This window comes from Pseudomonas sp. MDT1-16 (assembly GCF_054898115.1).
The window spans coordinates 3,801,755-3,817,787 of the sequence record NZ_CM142717.1 but is presented as its reverse complement, the minus strand read 5'-3'; the positions used below and the strand labels follow the sequence as shown (position 1 = coordinate 3,817,787).

The 16,033-nt window shown below is 62.9% G+C and carries 16 protein-coding genes; 2 read left to right on the top strand and 14 right to left on the bottom strand.

Translation table 11 applies throughout. The features are described 5' to 3' along the window. The first annotated feature begins 28 nt into the window (after positions 1-28). Together ptrR and ACYZT3_RS17405 are read left to right on the top strand one after the other, a co-directional pair. Positions 29-913: a putrescine utilization regulator PtrR gene (gene ptrR, locus ACYZT3_RS17410; protein ID WP_282382493.1), complete on the top strand. Its 885-nt coding sequence runs from the start codon at positions 29-31 to the stop codon at positions 911-913. A gap of 42 nt (positions 914-955) precedes the next feature. Then, positions 956-1,822: an Ldh family oxidoreductase gene (locus ACYZT3_RS17405; protein ID WP_462032390.1), complete on the top strand. Its 867-nt coding sequence runs from the start codon at positions 956-958 to the stop codon at positions 1,820-1,822. Between the two features lie 34 nt (positions 1,823-1,856). Here the strand turns inward: ACYZT3_RS17405 and ACYZT3_RS17400 are convergent, their stop codons facing one another. From ACYZT3_RS17400 to ACYZT3_RS17335, 14 genes are all read right to left on the bottom strand, one after another. Then, positions 1,857-3,437, bottom strand: a complete 1,581-nt coding sequence (locus tag ACYZT3_RS17400) for an aldehyde dehydrogenase (NADP(+)) (protein WP_462030366.1) — start codon at positions 3,435-3,437, stop codon at positions 1,857-1,859. A 332-nt stretch (positions 3,438-3,769) separates the two neighbouring features. Beyond that, positions 3,770-4,687, bottom strand: coding sequence for a dihydrodipicolinate synthase family protein (locus ACYZT3_RS17395; protein ID WP_030132201.1), 918 nt, complete (start codon positions 4,685-4,687; stop codon positions 3,770-3,772). Positions 4,688-4,824: 137 nt separating this feature from the next. After that, the gene (locus tag ACYZT3_RS17390) at positions 4,825-5,853 is read right to left on the bottom strand and encodes a trans-3-hydroxy-L-proline dehydratase (protein ID WP_462030365.1); all 1,029 of its coding nucleotides are present in this window, start codon (positions 5,851-5,853) and stop codon (positions 4,825-4,827) included. A 9-nt stretch (positions 5,854-5,862) separates the two neighbouring features. After that, positions 5,863-6,585 (bottom strand): amino acid ABC transporter ATP-binding protein, encoded by a 723-nt coding sequence (locus tag ACYZT3_RS17385; RefSeq protein ID WP_282382482.1) that lies wholly within the window; start codon positions 6,583-6,585, stop codon positions 5,863-5,865. After that, the gene (locus ACYZT3_RS17380; RefSeq protein ID WP_462030364.1) at positions 6,578-7,228 is read right to left on the bottom strand and encodes an amino acid ABC transporter permease; all 651 of its coding nucleotides are present in this window, start codon (positions 7,226-7,228) and stop codon (positions 6,578-6,580) included. Before ACYZT3_RS17380 ends, ACYZT3_RS17385 begins: the two co-directional genes overlap by 8 nt. A 10-nt stretch (positions 7,229-7,238) precedes the next feature. After that, positions 7,239-7,904, bottom strand: a complete 666-nt coding sequence (locus ACYZT3_RS17375) for an amino acid ABC transporter permease (protein WP_008157202.1) — start codon at positions 7,902-7,904, stop codon at positions 7,239-7,241. After that, a complete protein-coding gene (lhpI, locus tag ACYZT3_RS17370; protein WP_462030363.1) occupies positions 7,897-9,675 on the bottom strand; it encodes a cis-3-hydroxy-L-proline dehydratase in 1,779 nt (592 codons plus the stop codon). Before lhpI ends, ACYZT3_RS17375 begins: the two co-directional genes overlap by 8 nt. Positions 9,676-9,685: 10 nt before the next feature. After that, complete coding sequence (locus ACYZT3_RS17365; RefSeq protein ID WP_462030362.1) at positions 9,686-10,504, bottom strand: ABC transporter substrate-binding protein; 819 nt, start codon at positions 10,502-10,504, stop codon at positions 9,686-9,688. A 249-nt stretch (positions 10,505-10,753) separates the two neighbouring features. Beyond that, positions 10,754-11,503 (bottom strand): AraC family transcriptional regulator, encoded by a 750-nt coding sequence (locus tag ACYZT3_RS17360; protein WP_282382520.1) that lies wholly within the window; start codon positions 11,501-11,503, stop codon positions 10,754-10,756. A gap of 74 nt (positions 11,504-11,577) precedes the next feature. Then, positions 11,578-12,834 (bottom strand): FAD-dependent oxidoreductase, encoded by a 1,257-nt coding sequence (locus ACYZT3_RS17355; RefSeq protein WP_462030361.1) that lies wholly within the window; start codon positions 12,832-12,834, stop codon positions 11,578-11,580. After that, positions 12,831-13,067 (bottom strand): (2Fe-2S)-binding protein, encoded by a 237-nt coding sequence (locus ACYZT3_RS17350; RefSeq protein WP_008157207.1) that lies wholly within the window; start codon positions 13,065-13,067, stop codon positions 12,831-12,833. Before ACYZT3_RS17350 ends, ACYZT3_RS17355 begins: the two co-directional genes overlap by 4 nt. Beyond that, complete coding sequence (locus tag ACYZT3_RS17345; RefSeq protein WP_282382457.1) at positions 13,060-14,175, bottom strand: NAD(P)/FAD-dependent oxidoreductase; 1,116 nt, start codon at positions 14,173-14,175, stop codon at positions 13,060-13,062. The genes ACYZT3_RS17350 and ACYZT3_RS17345 overlap by 8 nt, the downstream gene beginning before the upstream one ends. Beyond that, positions 14,172-15,104, bottom strand: a complete 933-nt coding sequence (locus ACYZT3_RS17340) for a 4-hydroxyproline epimerase (RefSeq protein WP_282382456.1) — start codon at positions 15,102-15,104, stop codon at positions 14,172-14,174. Before ACYZT3_RS17340 ends, ACYZT3_RS17345 begins: the two co-directional genes overlap by 4 nt. 114 nt (positions 15,105-15,218) lie before the next feature. Further along, the gene (locus ACYZT3_RS17335; RefSeq protein ID WP_282382455.1) at positions 15,219-15,890 is read right to left on the bottom strand and encodes a GntR family transcriptional regulator; all 672 of its coding nucleotides are present in this window, start codon (positions 15,888-15,890) and stop codon (positions 15,219-15,221) included. Positions 15,891-16,033: the final 143 nt, after the last annotated feature.

Below are 16,033 nucleotides of genomic sequence, written 5' to 3'. Positions count from 1 at the left end.
AGCATATCGTTCACGTTTGGAGAATGACTTGGATCTGGTTCAGCTCGAAATTTTCAAAGCCGTCGCCGAGCACGGCAGCATCAGCGCGGCCGCTCAGCACATCCACCGGGTGCCCTCGAACCTGACGACGCGGATCAAGCAGCTGGAGCTGGATCTGGGCGTTGACCTGTTTATCCGCGAGAAGAGCCGCCTGCGTTTGTCGCCGGCCGGCTGGAGTTTCCTGGACTATGCACGGCGCATCCTCGATCTGGTCCAGGAGGCCCGCGCCACCGTGGCGGGCGAAGAACCGCAGGGATCGTTTCCCTTAGGGTCACTGGAGAGCACCGCTGCGGTGCGTATCCCTGAGCTGCTGGCCGCCTATAACCAGAAGCACGCCAAGGTCGAGCTGGACCTGTCCACCGGCCCCTCGGGGACCATGATCGACGGGGTGTTGTCTGGCCGACTGGCGGCAGCGTTTGTCGATGGACCGGTTCTGCACCCGGCACTGGAAGGCGTGCCGGCGTTTGAGGAAGAAATGGTGGTGATCGCACCGCTCAACCATTCCCCGATCCATCGCGCGGGGGATGTTAATGGTGAAAACATCTATGCCTTCCGCTCCAATTGCTCCTACCGCCACCACTTCGAAAGCTGGTTCGCCAAGGACGCGGCGGTGCCCGGCAAGATTTTCGAAATGGAGTCCTATCACGGCATGCTGGCGTGCGTCAGCGCCGGTGCAGGCTTGGCGCTGATGCCCCGCAGCATGCTCGACAGCATGCCCGGATGCACCACGGTGAGCGTCTGGCCGTTGTCGGAATCGTTCCGCTATTTGCACACCTGGTTGGTGTGGCGCCGGGGGACGGTCTCACAAAGTCTGACCATGTTTGTGCGCTTGCTTGAAGAGCGCGGGGTGGTGCGGGATGAGGCGTTGCGCTAGTTCGCGCGCGAAAATGTCCAGATTCGCTAGCAGGCTCAATCCCTGACCTATACGCAATACATCACCATCGTTGCGCTCTGGGAGGAAGACAATCAGACCGTCGGCAGCCTGGGCGAAAAGCTGTTTCTCGAATCGAACACGCTCACCCCGATCCTGAAGAAGCTGGAAGCGATGGGCTTTTTGCAAAGGCAGCGCGATCCCGAAGACGAGCGCCAGGTACGGATCAGTTTGACGAAGAACGGTCGACAGCTGCGCGAAGGCCAACCGAAAATGGGCCTCTCCGACGCGACGGGCCTCACGCTCGACGAGTTCACCAACATGCAGCAGGCGATCGTGAAGCTGCGCAACAATCTCATCAAGTCGACGAAAGCCGGGGAGGTGTTGGGCTGCGTGAATTCGCTCCGGGCTGGCAAGGGGGTGGCCGATGCCGAGCCGCGGGTGATCGACCTGGCGCCTTCGATCGTGCGGGTCGATGCGGCGGGTGGTTTCTCCCAGTTGGCGTTCCAGGCGGGTCTGCCACTGCTGGAGGAGAAAACCCGGGCAAACGGGATTGCGGCGTTAGCAATCAATCGCTGTGTGCATTTTTCCGCCCTGTGGGTCGAGATAGAGCAGCTGACCGCTGCCGGTCTGGTGGCGCTGGCGTGTAATCCCAGCCATGCCTGGGTCGCGCCGGCGGGAGGCAGTCAGCCGGTGTTCGGGACTAATCCCATCGCCCTCGATCCGCGGCGCTTTCTTGGCGAGGGCACCGAGCAGCACTTGGCCCGTGCCGAAGTGATGTTCCAGAGCATACAAGGGCAGGGCGCGCGCTTGCCGTCGCAACGGCGTTACGAGGCGCGAGCACGCAGTCTGGTGGAAGGCATGCAGATTCCCGAAGCCTTGTACAACGACTTGAAGGCACTGCTGGATTAAAGTGAAAACGGGCGCCAGTGGCGCCCGTTTGGCTTTACAGCGGTTGGCAATGGCTGTTGCCGTCGACCAGACGAGCGATGCCCAGCGGATTGGCGTTTTTCAGCGCCTCGGGCAAGAGCGCATCCGGGCAATTCTGGTAGCACACCGGGCGCAGGAAACGCTCGATGGCCAGGCTGCCGACCGAGGTGCCACGGGCATCGGAGGTGGCCGGGTAGGGTCCGCCATGCACCATCGCATCGCAGACTTCGACGCCCGTCGGGTAGCCGTTGAACAGTACCCGGCCGACTTTCTGTTCGAGCAGCGAGAGCAGCTCGCCATGGGTTTTCAGGTCACCGGCTTCGGCAATCAGCGTGGCCGTGAGTTGACCGTGCAAGCGCTGCAATGCTCGTTGCAGTTCAGCCTTGTCGGCTACTTCCACCAGCACCGTGGCGGGGCCGAACACTTCTTCCTGCAGCAGCGGGTCGCCGTTGAGCAGCAGGCTGACGTCGGCCTTGAACAGCTGCGGCTGGGCCTGCTTGCCCTGTTGTTCGCGGCCGGCCAGGTGGGTGATTTGCGGATGCGCGCGCAAGGCCTGCACGCCCTTGGCGTAGCTGGTTAATGTGCCGGCGTTGAGCATGGTTTGCCCCGGCTGTTCAGACATGACTGCGCTTAGCGTTTCAATGAATGCGTTGAACTGAGGGGAGCGAGTACCGATCACCAATCCGGGGTTGGTGCAGAACTGGCCACAGCCGAGCACCACTGACGCGGCAAGTTCGCGGGCGATTTTCTCGCCCCGCAACTTCAGGGCTTCGGGCAACACCAGCACCGGATTGATGCTGCTCATTTCGGCAAATACCGGAATCGGTTGTGGCCGCGCGGCGGCCATGTCGCAGAGGGCGCGACCGCCCTTGAGCGAGCCGGTAAAACCCACTGCCTGGATCGCCGGATGCTTGACCAGCGTTTCACCGACCCCCGCGCCGTAGATCATGTTGAACACGCCTTTGGGCATGCCGGTGTGCTCGGCGGCGCGAAGGATCGCATCGGCCACAAGCTCGGCAGTCACCATATGCCGGCTGTGGGCCTTGAACACCACCGGGCAACCGGCGGCCAGGGCCGCTGCGGTATCGCCACCGGCGGTAGAAAACGCCAGCGGGAAATTGCTCGCGCCAAACACCGCGACCGGGCCGACACCGATCCGGTACTGACGCAGATCGACCCGTGGCAGCGGCTGACGCTCGGGCATGGCCCGGTCGATGCGTGCACCGTAGAAATCGCCACGGCGCAGGACTTGGGCGAACAGGCGCATCTGACCACTGGTGCGACCGCGCTCACCCTGAATGCGCCCGGTCGGCAGCGCCGTCTCGCGGGTTACCAGGGCGACGAACTCATCGTCCAGCGCATCGAGTTGCGCGGCGATGGCCTCGAGAAACTCCGCGCGCCGGCTCGCCGGCAAGTTGCGGAAGGCCGGGTAGGCTGCCGCGGCGGCCTGGGCAGCGGCGTCGACTTCTTCAACGGTGGCTTGCATGAACGACCAGGGCAGCGCTTCACCGGTGCTGGCGTCATGGCTTTGCACGGTGATGTTGCCGGCGGCGCTGCGCGCACCGCCGATGTAGTGGTGGCCGATGATGTGGGGCATGAAAAAACTCCTGTCGGAATGTGAGGCCAAATACGTTGCCAGACTGCAGCGCATGACCCGTAGCAGCTGCCGAAGGCTGCGTTCGGTGCGGGCCGCGTACGGACGAAGCCGTCGTAAAACCGCAACGCGGTGTCTCAGTCACACCGTGTCGCCAGTATTGACGACCGCTACGCGCTCGAACGCAGCCTGCGGCAGCTGCTACAGGTCGCGTATTGAGTCCCGAAGGTGTGGTTGCGGGGAGATGCTGTGAGGATTGGGCATGCTGACGTTTCCTGTAGAGGCGCAAAGACAGGCAGCCGGGCCGGGTCCTCCAAGACCCACCCGGCAATCACTCAGAGACCGACGTCCGGCAGCTCCGGACGATTGGCCAAGGCCTTGGCCATGATCTGCTCGACGAAGACGCGATCGGCTTCCGGCAGGGCCAGACGGGGTGGACGGGTCAGTGCGCTGCCGCGACCGGCGATGGCTTCGCACAGCTTGATGCACTGCACCAGATCGGCACGGGCGTCGAGGTGCAGGATCGGCATCAGCCATTCGTAGATCGGCATGGCTTCGGCGAAGCGACCGGCCTTGGCCAGACGGAAGATGGTTTCACCTTCTTTCGGGAACACGTTGGACATGCCCGAGACCCAGCCTTCGGCGCCTACTGCGATGCTTTCCAGCACCACGTCGTCGAGACCGGCGAACAGCACAAAGCGGTCACCGACTTCATTGCGCACGTCGATGAAACGCCGGGTGTCGCCGGATGAATCCTTGAAGCACACCACGTTGTCGCAGTCGGCCAGGGAAATCAGGATGTCCGGGGTGACGTCGTTTTTGTAGATCGGCGGGTTGTTGTAAACCATCAGCGGGACATCGGCATTCTTGGCCACGTAGCGGTAGTGCTCGGCGGTCTCGAACGGCTTGGAGCCGTAGACCAGCGCCGGCATCAGCATGACCCCGTCGACACCCACCCGGCGCACGGCGTTGGCGACCTTGGCCGCTTGCACGCTGGTGAATTCGGCCACACCGCAGATCACTGGTACGCGGCCGCGGGAGGCGTCGACCGCGACTTCGGTCACGGCGATTTTTTCTTCGGCGGTCAACGAGGTGTTTTCCCCCACCGAACCGCACACCACCAGGCCCGACACGCCGTCACGGATCACGTTGGAAATCACCTGGTGGGTTTTTTCCAGGTTGATGGTGAAGTCGTCGTTGAATTGAGTGGTCACCGCGGGGAAGACGCCACTCCAGTTAATGCGCTTGCTCATTGTTGCCTCCGGTTCAGTAATTGTATTTCGTATACGATATTGCAAGTGACAACACTCGGCCAATACTTTTTTCAGTTACGTAGGTTTTTTTGCCAGCCGTTTATCAGCGTTTTTAGCGATGGTTTGTAAGGCTGTGATCAGGCCCCAGGCCAGGTGTCAGACAGTCGATAGCCTTGCGGCCAGGGATCGCTAGGGTCGAGCAGCAATTGGTGGGTGCCGGTGATCCAGGCCCGGCCGGAAATGCATGGGTAGATCGCCGGGCGTCCGGCCACTTCCGTCAGTGAGTCGATGCGGCAGTGAAACTCGGAACCGATGATCGAACGGCCGATAAAACGCTCGCCGACCTGCATCAAGCCCTTGGCCTGCAGCACCGCCATACGCGCCGAGCAACCGGTGCCGGTCGGTGAACGGTCGATCTTGCCGGGTTGAATCACCACCGCGTTGGCCCCGGTGGCGATGCCATTTTCAACGACGATGGGCGCGGCAATCTGGCAGAAAGAAATATGCGACCACTCGGGGTTCAGCGGATGGACGAAGCCCAATTGTTCGTTGGCCGCGCGGGTGATTTTCAGCCCGACCTCGACCAGTTCAGCCGCCTCATCAGGACGAATGGAGAAGCCCAGGCGCTTGGCGTCGGCGATCACAAAACTGTCGCCGCCGTACGCGGTGTCGACCTGCAATGAGCCGAGGCCTTCGACTTCGATCCAGGCATCGAGGCGGTCAGCGAAGGAGGGCACGTTCTTGATTTCCACCCGTTCGACCTTGCCGTCACGGCAGTCGGCAACCGCTTCGATCAACCCGCCCGGTGCTTCGAGCACCAGCCGGGTTTGTGGTTCGGTCATCGGCAGGATGCCGCTGTCGAGCAACACGGTGGACACGCACAGCGAATTGGAGCCGGACATCGGCGGTGTATCGGCCGGTTCCATGATGATCCAGGCCATCTGCGCTCGAGGATCCTTGGCCGGCACCAGTAGGTTTACGTGGCGAAACACTCCGCCGCGAGGTTCGTTGAGGACGAAGTTGCGTAAGGTCTGATCCTTGGCAATCCAGCGCGACTGTTCCCACACGGTGGCCCCGGGCGGTGGCGCGACGCCGCCAACGATCACGTCGCCGACTTCACCTTCGGCGTGGCAGCTGACTACATGGATGACTTTCGATGAGCGCATTGTCTGCTCCTATTTGACCGACTTGAGGAAGGCCGCGGTTTCCGCGTGCACCGGGTTGCCGATGACCTGGTCGGGCGCGCCGATCTCGTGCACCAGGCCATTGCGAAAGAACGCCACGCGGTCGGACACATCGCGGGCGAAGCGGATTTCGTGGGTCACCAGGACCATGGTCATGCCGTCTTCGGCAAGCATGCGCATGGTGTCCAGCACCTCGCCCACCAATTGCGGATCGAGGGCTGAAGTGGCTTCGTCGAACAGCATGTAGTCCGGCGACATGGCCAGGGCACGGGCGATCGCCATGCGCTGTTGCTGGCCGCCGGAGAGCTTGCCGGGAAAGGCCTTGAGCTTGTCTCCCAGGCCAACGTGGGTCAGTTGTTTCACCGCCAGTTCCTCGGCGTCGCACTTGCTCTTGCCCAGCACTTTGCGTGGCGCCAGCATCACGTTTTCCAGCACGGTCAGGTGCGGGAACGCGTTCCATTGCTGGAAGACGATGCCGATCTTCTGCCGCAGGCGATTGAGGTCGGTGGCGCTGTGGTGGACCTCCACACCGTCGACGCGGATGTTGCCTTTCTGGATCGGTTCCAGGCCGTTGATGCACATCAGCAGGGTCGACTTGCCCGAGCCGGAGCCGCCGATGATCGACACCACCTCGCCCTTGCTCACCGTCAGGTTGACGCCCTTGACCACTTCGAGGTCGCCGAAGGATTTGTGTACGTTGTCGATCTCAATCATTTTCTTGCCACCTTCTTTCCAGACGAGCGCCGAGGCGAGCGACCACCAGGCTCATGACGTAGTAGATGAGGCCCGCGATGCACAGCACCAGCAGCGGTTCCTGAATGCGGGTCACGATGGTTTGCGAAGCGCGCAGCAGTTCGACGATGCCGATCCACATCACCAGCGCGGTGTCTTTCATCACGCTGAGTACCAGGTTCAGCCAGCCGGGAAAGGCCCCCCGGGTGGCCATCGGCAGGACAATCCAGCGCAGGTCCTGCAGGAAACTCAGGCCCAGCGAACGACTGGCCCGACGCAGGGTGAACGGCACCGAAAGCACCCCACTGCGCACGATCTCGGTGAAGTACGCGGCGGCGTAGACCCCGAGCACAATGCAGCCAACGCTAAAGGCGCTGATGTTCAAACCGACGATGCTCTTGAGCGAGTTAAACAAGACAAACTGGATCAGCAGCGGCACGCTACGAAACACGTCCAGCACCCAGGCCAGTGGCAGGCTGGCACGCGGCAACAGCGCCCGCAGCAAACCGAACAGCATCCCGGCGAAGGAGCCGAGGATGATCGACCAGAACGTCAGTTGCAGCGTGACCCAGGCGCCGTTGAGCAGGAATAGCAGGTCATTCCCGGAAAAACTGGTGGTCAACATGGTCACCTCCTCAGTAACGGAACAGCCGCCAGGCCATCAGCCGGGCGACGGCGACGATTGCCTTGGCAATCAGGTAATACAGCGCCGCGGCGATGGCGAAGTATTCGAAGGTGCGGAACGTCTTGACGTTGTAATCCTGGGTCACGCCGGTGAGGTCATTGTTCAGCCCGACGATCACCCCCAGCGACGTCATCAGCACCGCCCAGACCATCTGGTTACTCAACGGGTAGAACACGATCCGCAACAGCTGCGGAACGATGATCATCCGGTAGGCCTGGAAGGCACTCATGCCCAGCGAGCGCGCGGCGCGCACTTGTGTGCCGGGCACTGCCTTGAGGCCGCCGCGAAAGTTTTCCGCCAGGTAACCGGCGTTGTTGAAGGTGATCCCGGCCAGCAGCGCGAACCATGAGCTGACATGCAAATCCAGCGAGCCGAGGCCGAAGTAGAGGACGTAGATCTGGAACAGCGACGGGGTGTTGCGGGCGATCGACACCCAGCCGTTGCCGATGCCGCGCAACAACGGTTGTTTGGTTTCGCGCATCACCGTCAGGGCCAGGGCGATCAGCACGCCGAAGATCATCGACAGCGCAGCGGTCTCGAAGGTGACCCAGGCGCCGGCCAGCATGTCCGGCAGGGCGCGCAGGGTCGCGCGCCATTGGAAGGTGTAATCAAACATGCGCGTGGCTCTCCAGAGAGGCGGCCGATTGCAACCAGGCCGGCAAACGACCGCTGGCCGTGGCGTTGCAGGCGGCGTCGACGCATTCAGCGAGGTTGGCGAAGTGCACCTTGCGGCCCACCAGGCCGGGTGCGTAATGGGCGTACTTGCCCGAGTTGGTCATCAAGGTTTTGGCGGCCAGCGGGATCACCGGTTCGCCGAGCATGCACCAGCAGGTATCGGTGACCAGGGTCGCGCCGAAGGCTTCGATCACCGCGATATGTCCGGCCTCACGGGCCAGCTCCAGCACCGTGCGACCGCAGGTAATGGCGAGCACGACCTCGGGGTGTTTGTGCCGCCCCCGACACAGCCGCGCCAGATGCGCGAATTCGCTAAGAGAGAAATGTGGATTGCCCAGCGAAACCACATCCACCCGGTTGTCGCGGGCACTGTTGAGCTCACGCCAGCTGAGCAGCAAATCGTTCAGGCGGATTTTTTCCACCGGCACATCGGCATCCGCCTCCAACACCTGCGTCGGGTCGAGTGCTTCCGGCGTCACCCCGGCGATATGAAACAGCGGCGCGGCGGAGGTGGTGGCGAAAGCAGCGCCGAAGGCTTTCAGGTCATCCAGGCTCGGCGTGCTGTGTTCCAGCCCCAGCACCAGCGGAATCCGGCTGCCGGCCAGGGCACCGATGTGGTAACCGAGCAGGGGGTAGAAGGCATCATCCAACTCGCGCAAAACCGGTAATTCGATTTGCAGTCTCGCTTTACGTTGCGCGTCCAAATGGCAGCCGATCAGAGGCGCGCGGCCGGTCAGGGCGATGCAGATATCCAGGTAGTCCGGGTATTTCAGGGTGCGTGCGCCGAGCACGCTGTTGGCATAAACCACGGCGTTGGATTCGGCCCAGACGATTTGCTCGCCGGCCTTCGGCGCGCTGTCGAGCAGGTAGGGCGCGCAGGTAAAACTCAGCTGTGCACCCATCGCCATGTACGCATCGCCCAAAGCGCTGGCCGGCACACCGAGTGCCGGATCAATGCCCAACTCGCGCCAACGGCGCTGGTCGACGGAAATCGAATTGAGCGTGGTCGGCACCCGTACTCTTGCTCCCCACTGCACCAGTTGTTCGGCGAAGCGCAGGCTCGCAGGTCCCGTATAGATGCAACCGTCGATGTGTGCCTGGGTGACATCCACCAGGTTGCGCGCACCTTGCAATTGCGCCATGCGCAGGACGATCTGCATGGCGACCTGGGCGACCTTGCCCAGTTGGCCCTCGAGCAGCGCCCGATCGTGTTCGGTGAGGTCGATAGAGGTGATTTTTTCTTCTGTCTGCAACGGACTGTCGAGTGCCTGCCAGGCATCACCCGGCAGGCGTTCGAACACGGTTACCGTTGATGCTTCGACCCGAGCAAAGGCCTTTTCGCGCAAGGTGGCGAAGGCCTCCCGGCCGATGCACAGCACCGGCAGGGAACGCTCGAAAAGGGTCTGTGCCACGAGCACGCCCAGGGTCAGGATCTCATCGGGTTCGGTCAGCACCAGTGCGGCCGGTGCATGACCGTTGCTGATCAATTCCATCAGCACACTGCTGCCGGTGCACGAGCCGCGGCCGCTGGGAATGGCCAGCACCCGGCCGGCCAGGTATTCGCCGCTGAGCGGGTGGTGACGGTCGATGACCTCGCCGCTAAACGGGTCGACCCCGCCCCAGAAACTCAAGGCCACATCGGCAAACAGCAGGGCGCCTTGTGCGGCGCCGGCGACCAGGCTGCGACCGGTCAGAGAGGTTGGCCTAGGCATGCCGGACACCTCAGTAATAGACCTTAGGCACGGTCAGGTCGGAGGGTGAAATCTCGGTACCGACCCATTTGGTGAACAGCTCGTTATAACGGCCGCTGCGCACCTGCTGGTTGACGAACAGATTGAGGTAGTTGAGCAGGCCATATTCGTTGCGCTTGGCGCCCAGGGACACGTAGTCGATGGTGTACGGCGCGTTACCGGCGATTTTCAGGTTCTTGTATTTGCCCGACTTGATCGTGGCGGCGGCCACGGTGTTGGTGACCACGGTGGCGTCGATGTGGCCCTGTGCGACCGCCAGCAGCGTGTCGTTCTGCGACTGATAGGCGCGGAAGGTGCCGGTGCCCCAGCTCTTCACGTCTTTTTCCAGAGCGATGGCTTCATAGGTGCCGCTGGTGTTGCCCAGGGCTTTGCCTTTGATATCGGCGAAGCTGTTGATGCCGGTGTTGTCGCGGGTCAGCACCACCATCTGGAAGGCGAAGTACGGCACGGTGAGGCCGACGGTCTTGGCCCGTTCGAGCGTGTCGGACGTGGAGGCGACGATCACGTCGGCGCGCCCCGAGACCAGCGCTGGAATTCGATCGGGGAACGGCGTTTCAACCACTTCAGCCTCGACCCCGAGGATTTTCGCCAGGTCGCGGCAATAGTCCACGTCGAAACCGGCCGGGTTGTTGCCTTCATCGCGAAAACCCATGGGCGGGAAGTCCAGGGTCACGGCGCAACGCAGCTTGCCCGAACCAATAATCTCGTCGAGCTTGTCGGCCTGGGCGGTGGCGATGAAGGAAGTACTGAGAACAGCGCTGAGGGCTACGGCAAATGCGGGGTTTTTCATAGAGGCCTCGTGGTCGGAAAGTGCTGTTAGATAGCGTATTGAGAATTTCGTATACGATATTAGATTAGCAATGAGCGTGCCTGTTTCCGAACAGCGGCGAGAATTATTCGCCGAGCCTTGAGTTAAACGTCTTGCAAGAGGGTGGGAATAGGGCGCGGAGAAGAACGCCTCGATGACCTGTATCAGGCGATGTTACAGAAGGGAGCAGTGGGGACGCCGGGCGCCCCTTAAAGGAACACTCGCCCGGGTTCAGCGACGGCTTTCGCGATACTGACTGGGTGCCAGACTGGTCAAGGCGCGGAACTGTCGGCTGAAGGCACTGTGATCGGTGTAACCGCAGCGCAGGGCGATCTCGGTGATGGGCAGGTCAGTGTGCAGCAACAGCCGCGAGCCTTCTTCCAGACGCGCCTTATGAATCATCTGCCGTGGGGTGAGTTGGAACACGCGTTTGCAGTGGCGCTCCAGTTGCGCCACGGAAAGCCCGGCGATCGCAGTCAGTTCGGCGAGGCTAATGGGCCGGGCGAAATGGCTGCGGATATGCGCGTCCACCGCCGCGAGTTTCTGAAAGGCCGGATGGCTGGACTGTGGCAGTTGCAGGTCGCGGGAGATACCGGCCAGGCCGACCACATGACCCTGCAGGTCGCGCAGCGCGAGTTTGTGGGTCAGGCACCAAACCGGCTGGTTGCCATAATACAGGTGCAGTTCGAGTTGATCAGCCAGCTCGCGGCCGGTGGACAGCACCCGCCGATCCTGCTCGGTGTACAGCGGGCCGAAGCGCTCGGGAAAGACCCTGTCGGCGGTGCGCCCGAGCAACTCGTCAGTGTGTTTGAAGCCGCAGCGCCGGGCCAGGGTCTGGTTGACGAAGGCGTAGCGGGCCTCGCTGTCCTTAATGAAAAACACCACGTCCGACAGGGTATCGAGCAACGCCGCGATCGGCTGCAGACTGCTTAGCAGGGTCGGCAGGTCGCAGGGTTTGAAGGTAGTGAGCGAGGCATACATGGCGCTGGGCGTCTGGTGGCAATGCCCCGGATCATAGAGACTCGGCAGCGGACTCGAAAGCCCCGGGCCGGCATTCAGGCCGGTGGGGTGTCGTCCAGGCACAACAAAGTCTCGATCCGCGCCGGACTGAAGGGCGGGCGTGGTGCCGAAGGTTGCCAGCCGAACAGGTGCTGTAATGCGCCGCCACACACCCGGCCTTGGCACGCGCCCATGCCGCAGCGACTGGCCAACTTGGCCTCGCGCCAGTCAACGTGCCCGGCAAGCAGCCCGTAAGGCACGTCTTCACAACGGCACACCAGGGTGTCGGGTTGCGCCAGCGACTTGAGTTGCGGGTCGAGGGTGAATGCCTTGCTCAGGGCGTTGGCGAAACCCTGCCAGCGCGTCCGACGAGGCCACAATGCTCGGGCCGAATCAACGTCACCGACCGCGGCATGTCCCGCGATCGACCCTTCGACCAACGCCAGTTCACTGCCGCCGAAACCGGTGCATTCACCCGCCGCGAAGTGGTCGGCGCGGCTGCTGGTCTGCCAGGTATCGACCGCGAGCGCCTGGCCGTCGAGGTCGCAGCCCAGGGCCTGGCCGAGTTGGGTGTTGGGGATCAGACCGAAACCGCAGGCCAGGCGATCACATTCCAATTCGACGATTTTTCCTTGCTGTTGCAGGCGCACACCTTCCAACCGCCCATTGCCCAGGGCGGCCAGTACATGGGTGCCGGTACGGTAATGGTGGTCGAACAACGTGACCGACTGCATCAGTTTGTTGGGCCAGAGAGGCAGTCGAGCGGCGAATCTGGCGACGGCGACTGTGGAGGCCTGTTCGGCGATGCGCAGCACTTGGGCGCCGTTATGTTTTGCGGTGGCGGCGCTGGCGAGCAATAACGGTCCGCTGCCAGCAATCACAACGCGCTCGTCCTGCACTGGCAGGCCGCCCTTGATCAGTGCCTGGAGGCCGCCGACCCCCGTCACGCCGGGCAGCGTCCAGCCGGGGAAGGGCAGGAGTAACTCGCGGGCGCCGGTACACAGAATCAGTTTGTCGTAACTGATCAACCAGCCATGATCGGGGTTTTCTACCAGCAGTTGTTTCGGTCCGGCGCAGGCGATCACCCGAGTGCCGGAGTGGCGGCAGATGTTGCTGCACGCCTCGAGTCGCTCGCGCATCTGACGCGCCGGGTTCGGCAGGTTGGCCTTAGGCCCGTCACGCCAGATTTGCCCACCCGGCAATGGGTTGTCGTCGAGCAGGACGATGCGTGCACCGCTTGGCGCCGCTGCGAGCGCGGCGGCCATGCCGGCGGGGCCGGCACCGATGATCAGCAGGTCGGCGTATTCGGTCATGCTTGAGTCTCCACGTGCATGCCGTCACGGCAGAGCGTTTGGCAGGCCAGACGCCGGCGACCGTCGATGGTCACCCGGCATTCCTGGCAAATGCCCATGCCACACAGCGGGGCGCGACGTTGGCCACTGACCGATGTGCGAGTGCAACCGTCGCCACTCAGGGCCAGTGCAGCGGCGACGCTGGTGCCCTCGGCAACCCGCAGGGCACGTCCGTCCAGCATCAATTCAGGCATAAACGGGCTCTCCGAGAAAACGTTGCGGCAGATACGGTTGCGCGGCCAGCGGCGGCACTTCGTCGAACAATTGCGCGACCAGCAGGTCGGCGGTGCCGGGGGCGGTCGTCACGCCGAGGCCCTCGTGACCGACCGCCAGCCATAAGCCTTTGCGTCGCGGGTGCTGACCCACCAGCGGCAGGCCGTCGGGGCTGGCGGCGCGAAAACCGGTCCAGGCGCGGATGCCGTTGAGCTGAGCCAGCCCCGGCATGTACTCGGTGGCGCGTCTGAGCATTTTCGCCAGCATCCAGCCCTCGACCTGTGGGTCGGTGGTGCCAAATTGTCGCGAGGCGCCGATGAACAACTGTCCGGTCGGCCGGGGCTGGATATTGCACGCCGTCGAAGGACCGCTGGCGTTGTGGGCACTGGTGACGTAACCGAGTTCCACCAGGGTATGGGTGACCTTGCCGGGGTAGCGGTCGGTGATCAGCAAGTGGCCTTTCTTCGGCTCGATCGGCAATTCGGGGCAGAGCGCGCTGGCCTGGATGCCGTTGGCCAGAATCACTGCTTCGGCGCTTAGCCAGTGGCCGTCGTCGAGCCGCACGCGGTTGCCGTCGACTTCGCTGACCCGTGCCCGGCGTTGGCTGATGTTCGGTGTGTCGAGCATCCAATTAGCCGTCGCCGGGGCATAAAGAATGCCGTCGCCATTGATCAGCAGGCCGCCTTCCAGACCCTCGCGCAATTGCGGTTCGCGCTGGCGCAAGTCGCTGCGGGTGATCAATTCGCAGGCCACGCCTAGGGCCTGCAAATTCAGGTATTTGCGGTGGGCGACGGCCATTTCTTCGGCATTGGCCGCCAGCCAGAGCGTGCCGTTGCGGCGATACGCGCAGCCATCGGGAAGGGCCGGCGCCAGTTCGCGCCAGCGTTGCAGGGAATATTGACTGAGGGCCAGTTCGGCCGGATTGTCATCGAGGACCAGCAAGTGGCCCATGCCCGCTGCCGTAGCGCCCGGCAGGCCTGCGTCCAGCACCAGCACGCGCAAGCCGCGACCCGCCAGCGCCTGGGCACAGGCAGCGCCGATGATGCCGGCGCCGATCACGATCACATCGGCCACCCGGCCCTCGCTCACGGGCGAATGCCCCAAGCGAACGGGTCGTCCTGTTCAATGATCAGGCTGGTTTCGGCACTGATAAAGGCGCGGCCGCGAATGGTCGGCACGATACGCTCGCCCTGAAGCTCATAGGAACCCTCGAACTCGCTGCCGATGACACTGGCCTGACGCCAGATCTGTCCCGGCTGCAATTTGTCGTCGGCCGCCAGGCACGCCAGTTTGGCACTGGTGCCGGTACCACAGGGCGAGCGGTCGTAGGCCTTGCCGGGGCAGAGGACGAAGTTGCGGCTGTCAGCCTGCTCGTCATCGGCGAACAGCTCGACATGGTCGATCAAGCCGCCGTCTTCGCCGCGGATCCCCTGAACTTCCAGTGCTTGCTGCACGGCGAAGGTGTAAGCGGTCAGCGCCTCAAGGTTGTCGCCGGCAATGTCCAGGCCATGTTCGGCGATCAGGAAGAACCAGTTACCGCCCCAGGCAATATCGCCGACCACCTGGCCGACACCCGGCACCTGCAGCGCTAGCGCTTTGCGATAACGGTACGCCGGCACATTGCGTACGCTGACCGAATGGTCTTCGTGCAGCGTCGCCTGCACCGTGCCGACCGGGGTTTCGATGCTGTGCACGCCAGGGCCGATTTTACCCAAGTGCGCCAGCGAGGCCACCAGGCCAATGGTGCCGTGGCCGCACATGCCGAGGTAACCGCTGTTGTTGAAGAAAATCACACCGGCACAGGCGGACGGGTCCACCGGCTCACAGAGCAGGGCGCCGACCAACACGTCACTGCCCCGTGGTTCGAGCACGCAGGCAGCGCGCCAGTGGTCATGCTGTTCGGCCAGCCGCTGTCGACGTTCGGCCATGCTGCCGCTGCCCAGGTCAGGAAAACCGGCGGTCACCAGGCGGGTCGGTTCGCCGCCGGTGTGGGAGTCGATCACGGTGATGCGTTTCATGGGAGGGCCACGTCCGTTCAGATGAGTGAACGCAAGAGTGGCTGGTGCGGGGGCTTGCCGGCTTGATGGTTTTATCCAGTGCCGATGACGAAATCGGCACAGATGTTTGAGCGGTCAGTGGCTGTGAGGCAGGTGTTCGAACAGGGTCTTGCAGACGCCGGCAATGTGCTCGTCGAGCAGCTTCACCGCGAGGTCCACGTCACCGGCGCGACAGGCCGCAAGGATTTCCCGGTGTTCGTGGTCGGCGCGATCCTTGCCGGCCGAAAGGCTCATCTGCATGCGCAGGTAGCGCTCCAGCTTGTCGTTGACCGAGCGGATCAGGCTGACCAGAAACGGTCGCTGCGCCGGTTCATAGAGGCAGGCGTGCAATTCCCAGTTGAGCTCGGCCCAGCGCCCCACGTCATCTTCGCCGATGAACTCCTGGCAGATGCGTTCGGCGCGAGCGAAGGTGTCTTCGGTCATGTTGGGAATGGCCAGGCGCAGCACCTTGTCTTCGAGCAGCATGCGCACTTCAAACATCTGCGCCAGTTCCGCATCGGAAACCCGCGTGACCATCGCCCCGCGATTGCGCTGGAACATCACCAGGCCTTCGGCCTCCAGGCGCTTGAGGGCTTCGCGCACCGGAATCTTGCTGACGTTGAACTGGCGGGCGATGTCGTCCTGGCGAATCGGCTCGTCCTCGGCGAAATGCCCGGCGACGATGGCGTCACGCAGATGACGGGTGATGATTTCCGACGTCGAAGGCGAATTGCCAAGGTCGGGAGCGTTGAGTTTAGTCAGGGCCACGGTCGTGATCGTTCGCAATGATTTGCAGATAGGGTATACGAATTTTCCTTGGGTGTTCCTTCGTCGATGACCAGGATCTCCAGCCACTGCAATATCTTCCCGATCCGATTGCAACTGCTACGCTACGTTCTGGCAGCGCTTGA

Bases quoted from the DNA above. Each gene is read 5' to 3' on its own strand.
- lhpI (WP_462030363.1), bottom strand. From the start codon at position 9,675: ATGCCTAGGCCAACCTCTCTGACCGGTCGCAGCCTGGTCGCCGGCGCC.
- ACYZT3_RS17365 (WP_462030362.1), bottom strand. From the start codon at position 10,504: ATGAAAAACCCCGCATTTGCCGTAGCCCTCAGCGCTGTTCTCAGTACT.
- ACYZT3_RS17380 (WP_462030364.1), bottom strand. From the start codon at position 7,228: ATGTTGACCACCAGTTTTTCCGGGAATGACCTGCTATTCCTGCTCAAC.
- ACYZT3_RS17375 (WP_008157202.1), bottom strand. From the start codon at position 7,904: ATGTTTGATTACACCTTCCAATGGCGCGCGACCCTGCGCGCCCTGCCG.
- ACYZT3_RS17400 (WP_462030366.1), bottom strand. From the start codon at position 3,437: ATGCCCCACATCATCGGCCACCACTACATCGGCGGTGCGCGCAGCGCC.
- ACYZT3_RS17360 (WP_282382520.1), bottom strand. From the start codon at position 11,503: ATGTATGCCTCGCTCACTACCTTCAAACCCTGCGACCTGCCGACCCTG.
- ACYZT3_RS17390 (WP_462030365.1), bottom strand. From the start codon at position 5,853: ATGCGCTCATCGAAAGTCATCCATGTAGTCAGCTGCCACGCCGAAGGT.
- ACYZT3_RS17340 (WP_282382456.1), bottom strand. From the start codon at position 15,104: ATGAAACGCATCACCGTGATCGACTCCCACACCGGCGGCGAACCGACC.
- ACYZT3_RS17395 (WP_030132201.1), bottom strand. From the start codon at position 4,687: ATGAGCAAGCGCATTAACTGGAGTGGCGTCTTCCCCGCGGTGACCACT.
- ACYZT3_RS17350 (WP_008157207.1), bottom strand. From the start codon at position 13,067: ATGCCTGAATTGATGCTGGACGGACGTGCCCTGCGGGTTGCCGAGGGC.
- ACYZT3_RS17355 (WP_462030361.1), bottom strand. From the start codon at position 12,834: ATGACCGAATACGCCGACCTGCTGATCATCGGTGCCGGCCCCGCCGGC.
- ACYZT3_RS17385 (WP_282382482.1), bottom strand. From the start codon at position 6,585: ATGATTGAGATCGACAACGTACACAAATCCTTCGGCGACCTCGAAGTG.